3 protein-coding genes and 1 pseudogene are annotated in these 1,913 nt (G+C 37.6%); all 4 read right to left on the bottom strand.

Annotated features, from left to right (window positions below):
* A pseudogene (locus FTV37_RS17260) lies at window positions 1-728 on the bottom strand (hypothetical protein); the annotation flags it as partial.
* Window positions 729-1,095: 367 nt separating this feature from the next.
* The gene (locus FTV37_RS17255; RefSeq protein ID WP_180012215.1) at window positions 1,096-1,401 is read right to left on the bottom strand and encodes a hypothetical protein; all 306 of its coding nucleotides are present in this window, start codon (window positions 1,399-1,401) and stop codon (window positions 1,096-1,098) included.
* Entirely contained in the window at window positions 1,398-1,697 is a 300-nt protein-coding gene (locus FTV37_RS17250) for a hypothetical protein (RefSeq protein WP_180009734.1), read from the bottom strand. The genes FTV37_RS17255 and FTV37_RS17250 overlap by 4 nt, the downstream gene beginning before the upstream one ends.
* Window positions 1,681-1,913: hypothetical protein (locus FTV37_RS17750; RefSeq protein WP_218947633.1), on the bottom strand; the 233-nt coding region annotated here is incomplete at its 5' end. The genes FTV37_RS17750 and FTV37_RS17250, both read right to left, overlap by 17 nt.

The raw sequence follows: 1,913 nt of genomic DNA, 5'->3' as shown, positions 1-1,913 counted from the left end.
TGTGATTTGTTAAAGTAAGGCAAGCTAGTTTCAATTGCTCTTTTAAGATTCTTAGCACTTAAATCAATCTTCTTATTAGCTAGGCTTGAAAAATCAGTACCTTTCGAACTATCTGCATATACCAAGGCATTACTACGGGTCATCATCGTAATGGCTGACCAGAATTGATAATTTATTTCAGCTCTAAGCTCAGCACTAAGATTGAGAGCTGAGTAATTTTTATAAATATAGACAACATCATCAAGATTTTTTAAAAGTTCCGAAGCAACCGCTACTTCAGAATTAACAGGGTTGGGATTAAATTCAATTCTTATCATTGAAGATATTAAAAAACCGAACAGGCGAGCCATATCCTGGTTTTCAATAATGGATTCATAACTATATTCCAGAGCAAAAGTATCCATAGCAGTTTGAGCCAATGCTTCATATAACTGTGAATCTTGGACTGGAATCAATTTGCCCTTAGTTATGAGAGAAACATCAGGATGTATGAAACTGGTGAATAAACCGGAGGCAATATTAAATTCAATATTAGATTCAAGCAGCTCATTCATCATAAGGACACGGATAAAGTATTTTGTATTTTTAATATTCTTATTGGTGGGTATCAGGCTAATCACAGCATAGATAAATCTTGAATCACCCGTTTCCATGTAAGAGACTTTTTCAACCTGATAAGGATGGCGATAATTAGCAGGAGGTACTAGCTTAAATTTTGGCTCTAACATGTTGATTCCTAAAGGACTCTAAGGAATGATAATACATATCGTAATGATCTATATATCAAGTTAATGAATTATCAAGTCTTTAAGTCCACTGACGCAACATTTTTCCAGAATAAGAAGAATATTAGTATTCACAATCTAGAACTTATTTATATTTAGCAAAATAATGATGACTTTAATTTTCAGGTATCTTTGACTCTTCTTTAACATAAAGTCTCTTATACGAAATTCTTATGTTAGAAACCATTTTAATTGGTGAATAACATCTTAGCTCGATGCTTTCAGCGTAGGCTTGAGCCTACACTGGAAGTCGAGCCACTTGCGCCACCCCACTTTAAAAAATGCTCCCATAGAAGCAGCGCAAGTACCGCTAGCCCTCTAAGACATATCCAGAATCAACAGCCCAAGTTTCGCCAAGCTGTGCTCCCTCTAGCAAGCTGTCTCGATCAAAAAAATGCAGTGTGTCAAAAAACATCTTTCGAGCATCTTCAACCGTGCCATGCCCACCTTGGACGTAGTCCTTCGGCCAGTCTTCATTTTTTTGCTCATTTTCCCAAAGTGCTTCTTTGGAAAAATTTGCACTGACATAGATCGGCGTGTAGTCATATGTTCCACTCAAAAGAGCTTGAAAAACAAGCTCTTTGGGGCAATCTGGTGCGAGTGTGAAAGTTGTCATAAGTCCTCTGTGTGTACTAGAGATGGCTCGATCTCGGCCATCTTGATGATAAAAGAAAGGGCTGTCATGGCTTGATCATCCAAGGAGTCTATGAAAGTCCGTACCGTCCCCATGTCCGCTTTTTTTAGGTCGGCAAAAGAGCTTTTTAAAAGCTCTACATCCATAGATGCGATAGAAAGAGCAAGATCAAAAGTATGATCTAAATCTTTGAAAGCCACGCCACCTAAGGCTTTACTAAAGTAGTGGCTAAAAGCGTGTACCTTAAAAAATAGATTTTCTTCAAAAGTTCTTTGCATATTCCCCCCATCCCTCATAAGTCACAAAGTGGAATCTTTTTCTAAAAGAATCATTTATAGGGCGAATTTTTCCATCCACAAACATCGTCTCGATCTTCAGAAAAAGACGCTCAATTCTTGGGCAAATCCTTTCAGGACAGATATATACGACTTCTTGGACAGTCCCATCGACAAGCATCTGACAATACTGACTAAAAATTCCCTCATATCGCTTAG

Source organism: Acinetobacter sp. YH16042 (assembly GCF_013417245.1).
Taxonomy (GTDB): Bacteria; Pseudomonadota; Gammaproteobacteria; order Pseudomonadales; family Moraxellaceae; genus Acinetobacter; species Acinetobacter amyesii.
This window is presented reverse-complemented; position numbering and strand designations above follow the sequence as displayed.

Coding starts and splice junctions, on each gene's coding strand:
- FTV37_RS17255 (WP_180012215.1), bottom strand. CDS start 1,401: ATGACAACTTTCACACTCGCACCAGATTGCCCCAAAGAGCTTGTTTTT.
- FTV37_RS17250 (WP_180009734.1), bottom strand. CDS start 1,697: ATGCAAAGAACTTTTGAAGAAAATCTATTTTTTAAGGTACACGCTTTT.